The following is a 5,712-nucleotide window of genomic DNA, read 5'->3' as shown; positions in this document are numbered from 1 at the left end:
GCGAAGCAAAAAGCAGATTAGAATCTCGCTTCTTTGCTGCTGACAAGTCAGCGGCGCAAAACGAAGAGTAAATCAGAGTTTTGCGATGTTCTTTAATAATTAACAGCCGATAAGCGTGGGCGTTTGAGGCGAAGTGATGTTGCAAGGTGACTTGCAACGGTCCTTCGGACTTTAAACGCTCACGGAAATTAGATTTGAATCATGCAAATGGTTTAAGTCGATTCCGTTGAGTAAATTCAAGATCGAACTATAGAGTTTGATCCTGGCTCAGATTGAACGCTGGCGGCATGCCTTACACATGCAAGTCGAACGGTAACAGGTTAAGCTGACGAGTGGCGAACGGGTGAGTAATGTATCGGAACGTGCCCAGTCGTGGGGGATAACTGCTCGAAAGAGCAGCTAATACCGCATACGACCTGAGGGTGAAAGCGGGGGATCGCAAGACCTCGCGCGATTGGAGCGGCCGATATCAGATTAGGTAGTTGGTGGGGTAAAGGCCTACCAAGCCTACGATCTGTAGCTGGTCTGAGAGGACGACCAGCCACACTGGGACTGAGACACGGCCCAGACTCCTACGGGAGGCAGCAGTGGGGAATTTTGGACAATGGACGCAAGTCTGATCCAGCCATGCCGCGTGCGGGAAGAAGGCCTTCGGGTTGTAAACCGCTTTTGTCAGGGAAGAAAAGGGTGTTTCTAATAAAGATGCCTCATGACGGTACCTGAAGAATAAGCACCGGCTAACTACGTGCCAGCAGCCGCGGTAATACGTAGGGTGCAAGCGTTAATCGGAATTACTGGGCGTAAAGCGTGCGCAGGCGGTTATGCAAGACAGAGGTGAAATCCCCGGGCTCAACCTGGGAACTGCCTTTGTGACTGCATAGCTAGAGTACGGTAGAGGGGGATGGAATTCCGCGTGTAGCAGTGAAATGCGTAGATATGCGGAGGAACACCGATGGCGAAGGCAATCCCCTGGACCTGTACTGACGCTCATGCACGAAAGCGTGGGGAGCAAACAGGATTAGATACCCTGGTAGTCCACGCCCTAAACGATGTCAACTGGTTGTTGGGAGGGTTTCTTCTCAGTAACGTAGCTAACGCGTGAAGTTGACCGCCTGGGGAGTACGGCCGCAAGGTTGAAACTCAAAGGAATTGACGGGGACCCGCACAAGCGGTGGATGATGTGGTTTAATTCGATGCAACGCGAAAAACCTTACCTACCCTTGACATGTCTGGAATCCTGAAGAGATTTGGGAGTGCTCGAAAGAGAGCCAGAACACAGGTGCTGCATGGCCGTCGTCAGCTCGTGTCGTGAGATGTTGGGTTAAGTCCCGCAACGAGCGCAACCCTTGTCATTAGTTGCTACGAAAGGGCACTCTAATGAGACTGCCGGTGACAAACCGGAGGAAGGTGGGGATGACGTCAGGTCATCATGGCCCTTATGGGTAGGGCTACACACGTCATACAATGGCCGGGACAGAGGGCTGCCAACCCGCGAGGGGGAGCTAATCCCAGAAACCCGGTCGTAGTCCGGATCGTAGTCTGCAACTCGACTGCGTGAAGTCGGAATCGCTAGTAATCGCGGATCAGCTTGCCGCGGTGAATACGTTCCCGGGTCTTGTACACACCGCCCGTCACACCATGGGAGCGGGTTCTGCCAGAAGTAGTTAGCCTAACCGTAAGGAGGGCGATTACCACGGCAGGGTTCGTGACTGGGGTGAAGTCGTAACAAGGTAGCCGTATCGGAAGGTGCGGCTGGATCACCTCCTTTCTAGATAGATCGAGCCTCGTAGGTTCTTAGGGACTTGCAGAGCAAGATCAAACTAAAGAGCGAAAGCTCAAGCACTTAGCTTTAAGCGCCCACACTTATCGGCTGTAATACAACAGTGAGTGAAATCGCGTGCCTGTGGAGCTGGCCTCAACAAGCCTGGCGATGATGCAGAGCGACGCAAACAAGTTTTCGCGTGGGTCTGTAGCTCAGTCGGTTAGAGCACCGTCTTGATAAGGCGGGGGTCGCTGGTTCGAATCCAGCCAGACCCACCACGAGAAATCGGGGGATTAGCTCAGCTGGGAGAGCACCTGCTTTGCAAGCAGGGGGTCGTCGGTTCGATCCCGTCATCCTCCACCAGTTTCACTCATTCAGTTGGTAAACCTTAGCGAATAGCAATGTTCGTTGAGGTTTACCAGCTCTTGATCGAAAGATCGGCTGTTGTTCTTTAACAATTTGTAGAGTCGAATCAGCGTTGCTGACGGAAAGTATCTTCTGATACACCGTGCCGTCAGCAATGATTTTGATTGCGTCAAACATAGACTTCAACTAAGCAAGAAATTGATTAGGTATGAAGAACGGCGTAACGCGTGAATACTCAAAAACAGTTTGGATCTGAGGATCTGAATTGAGTCCTTGACGACAGTGCAGTCAGCGCTGTCAAAGTTATAGGGTCAAGTGACTAAGTGCATGTGGTGGATGCCTTGGCGATTACAGGCGACGAAGGACGTGATAGCCTGCGATAAGCTTCGGGGAGCTGGCAAATTAGCTTTGATCCGGAGATTTCCGAATGGGGAAACCCACTCCGCGAGGAGTAACTTTGACTGAATACATAGGTCATTGTGGCGAACCGGGTGAACTGAAACATCTCAGTAGCTCGAGGAAAAGACATCAACCGAGATTCCGAAAGTAGTGGCGAGCGAAATCGGAGTAGCCCTCGCGTTTTAGCAGTTTGCATATCAGAACGGAATGGAAAGTCCGGCCACAGCGGGTGATAGCCCCGTATGAGAAATGCAGATTGTGGAACTAGGCGCGAATAGAGTAGGGCGGGACACGTGAAATCCTGTCTGAATATGGGGGGACCATCCTCCAAGGCTAAATACTCGTAATCGACCGATAGTGAACAAGTACCGTGAGGGAAAGGCGAAAAGAACCCCGGGAGGGGAGTGAAATAGATCCTGAAACCGCATGCATACAAAAAGTAGGAGCCCGCAAGGGTGACTGCGTACCTTTTGTATAATGGGTCAGCGACTTACATTCAGTGGCGAGGTTAACCGAATAGGGAAGCCGTAGAGAAATCGAGTCCGAATAGGGCGAATAGTCGCTGGGTGTAGACCCGAAACCAAGTGATCTATCCATGGCCAGGATGAAGGTACCGTAACAGGTGCTGGAGGTCCGAACCGACTAGTGTTGCAAAACTAGCGGATGAGCTGTGGATAGGGGTGAAAGGCTAAACAAACTTGGAAATAGCTGGTTCTCTCCGAAAACTATTTAGGTAGTGCCTCAAGTATTACCTGCGGGGGTAGAGCACTGTTTAGGCTAGGGGGTCATGGCGACTTACCAAACCTTGGCAAACTCCGAATACCGCAGAGTACAGCTTGGGAGACAGAGCACCGGGTGCTAACGTCCGGACTCAAGAGGGAAACAACCCAGACCGCCAGCTAAGGTCCCTAAAATTGGCTAAGTGGGAAACGAAGTGGGAAGGCTAAAACAGTCAGGATGTTGGCTTAGAAGCAGCCATCATTTAAAGAAAGCGTAATAGCTCACTGATCGAGTCGTCCTGCGCGGAAGATGTAACGGGGCTAAGCCAGTTACCGAAGCTGCGGATGCATAGCAATATGCGTGGTAGGAGAGCGTTCTGTAAGCCTGTGAAGGTGGGTTGTGAAGCCTGCTGGAGGTATCAGAAGTGCGAATGCTGACATGAGTAGCGTTAAAGGGGGTGAAAAGCCCCCTCGCCGAAAGCGCAAGGTTTCCTACGCAACGTTCATCGGCGTAGGGTGAGTCGGCCCCTAAGGCGAGGCAGAGATGCGTAGCTGATGGGAAACAGGTCAATATTCCTGTACCGATCAATAGTGCGATGTGGGGACGGAGAAGGTTAGCTCAGCCGGGTGTTGGATGTCCCGGTTCAAGCCTGTAGTCGTGCCTGGTAGGCAAATCCGCCGGGCTTAGATGAGGGGTGATAACGAGTCTGCTTGCAGACGAAGTGAGTGATACCCTGCTTCCAGGAAAAGCCACTAAGCTTCAGCTATTGACGACCGTACCGCAAACCGACACTGGTGCGCGAGATGAGTATTCTAAGGCGCTTGAGAGAACTCTGGAGAAGGAACTCGGCAAATTGACACCGTAACTTCGGAAGAAGGTGTGCCTTTAGTAGGTGAACCTGCACAAGGGGAGCCCAATGAGGCCGCAGAGAATCGGTGGCTGCAACTGTTTATTAAAAACACAGCACTCTGCAAAGACGAAAGTCGACGTATAGGGTGTGACTCCTGCCCGGTGCTGGAAGATTAAATGATGGGGTGCAAGCTCTTGACTGAAGTCCCAGTAAACGGCGGCCGTAACTATAACGGTCCTAAGGTAGCGAAATTCCTTGTCGGGTAAGTTCCGACCTGCACGAATGGAGTAATGATGGCCACACTGTCTCCTCCAGAGACTCAGCGAAGTTGAAATGTTTGTGATGATGCAATCTCCCCGCGGAAAGACGGAAAGACCCCATGAACCTTTACTGTAGCTTTACATTGGACTTTGAACAGATCTGTGTAGGATAGGTGGGAGGCTTTGAAGTAAGGTCGCTAGATCTTATGGAGCCAACGTTGAAATACCACCCTGGTGTGTTTGAGGTTCTAACCTTGGCCCGTTATCCGGGTTGGGGACAGTGTATGGTGGGCAGTTTGACTGGGGCGGTCTCCTCCCAAAGTGTAACGGAGGAGTTCGAAGGTACGCTAGTTACGGTCGGAAATCGTGACGATAGTGCATTGGCATAAGCGTGCTTGACTGCGAGACTGACAAGTCGAGCAGGTACGAAAGTAGGACAAAGTGATCCGGTGGTTCTGTATGGAAGGGCCATCGCTCAACGGATAAAAGGTACTCTGGGGATAACAGGCTGATACCGCCCAAGAGTTCATATCGACGGCGGTGTTTGGCACCTCGATGTCGGCTCATCTCATCCTGGGGCTGTAGCCGGTCCCAAGGGTATGGCTGTTCGCCATTTAAAGAGGTACGTGAGCTGGGTTTAAAACGTCGTGAGACAGTTTGGTCCCTATCTTCCGTGGGCGCTGCAAGATTGAGAGAGCCTGCTCCTAGTACGAGAGGACCGGAGTGGACGCACCTCTGGTGTATCGGTTGTCACGCCAGTGGCATTGCCGAGTAGCTAAGTGCGGAAGAGATAACCGCTGAAAGCATCTAAGCGGGAAACTCGTCTCAAGATGAGTCTTGCCGGGGCCTTGAGCCCCCTGAAGGGTCGTTCGAGACCAGGACGTTGATAGGCTGGGTGTGGAAGCGCAGTAATGCGTTAAGCTAACCAGTACTAATTGCCCGTGAGGCTTGACCCTATAACTTTGACTGCCAACAGCAGATCAGGGTGAGTGTTCAAGTTATGCTGTTCTTCAGAAGTATGAAGACGCAATCAAAATATACTGATTCCGTTGCATGTAAATGCAATGTGCAGACAAGTTCTGCTGACTCTACGAATTGGGTTTGTTGACTTCGTCAACAAGCCAACCAGTCAAGCCTGACGACCATAGCGACTTGGTCCCACTCCTTCCCATCCCGAACAGGACAGTGAAACGAGTCAGCGCCGATGATAGTGCGGATTCCCGTGTGAAAGTAGGTCATCGTCAGGCTATTATTTAAAGCCAACCCCCATCAGTCTAAAGCTGGTGGGGGTTTTGCTTTTGGGGAATTCAAATCGATGGGTGACAGCAATGTCGGCCGCGGCGCGTTGCATCCTC

Annotated in this window: 2 tRNA genes and 3 rRNA genes; all 5 read left to right on the top strand. The window is 51.7% G+C overall.

Annotated features, from left to right (window positions below):
- Positions 1–244: 244 nt before the first annotated feature.
- The 5 genes from ACG0Z3_RS22965 to rrf all read left to right on the top strand — a co-directional run bounded on the left by ACG0Z3_RS22965 (position 245) and on the right by rrf (position 5,604).
- Positions 245–1,768: ribosomal RNA gene (locus ACG0Z3_RS22965) — 16S ribosomal RNA — on the top strand.
- A 195-nt stretch (positions 1,769–1,963) separates the two neighbouring features.
- Positions 1,964–2,040 (top strand) — tRNA-Ile (locus ACG0Z3_RS22960).
- Positions 2,041–2,049: 9 nt separating this feature from the next.
- Positions 2,050–2,125: transfer RNA gene (locus tag ACG0Z3_RS22955), tRNA-Ala, on the top strand.
- A 312-nt stretch (positions 2,126–2,437) separates the two neighbouring features.
- Positions 2,438–5,313: ribosomal RNA gene (locus tag ACG0Z3_RS22950) — 23S ribosomal RNA — on the top strand.
- A gap of 178 nt (positions 5,314–5,491) precedes the next feature.
- Positions 5,492–5,604, top strand: a 5S ribosomal RNA gene (rrf, locus tag ACG0Z3_RS22945).
- Together the 16S, 23S and 5S rRNA genes with 2 tRNA genes alongside form the textbook arrangement of a ribosomal RNA operon.
- Positions 5,605–5,712: the final 108 nt, after the last annotated feature.

This window comes from Pelomonas margarita (assembly GCF_043555875.1).
Classification (GTDB): domain Bacteria; phylum Pseudomonadota; class Gammaproteobacteria; order Burkholderiales; family Burkholderiaceae_C; genus Pelomonas; species Pelomonas margarita.
The sequence above is the reverse complement of the archived record's forward strand: the minus strand, read 5'-3'. Positions and strand labels throughout refer to the sequence as shown.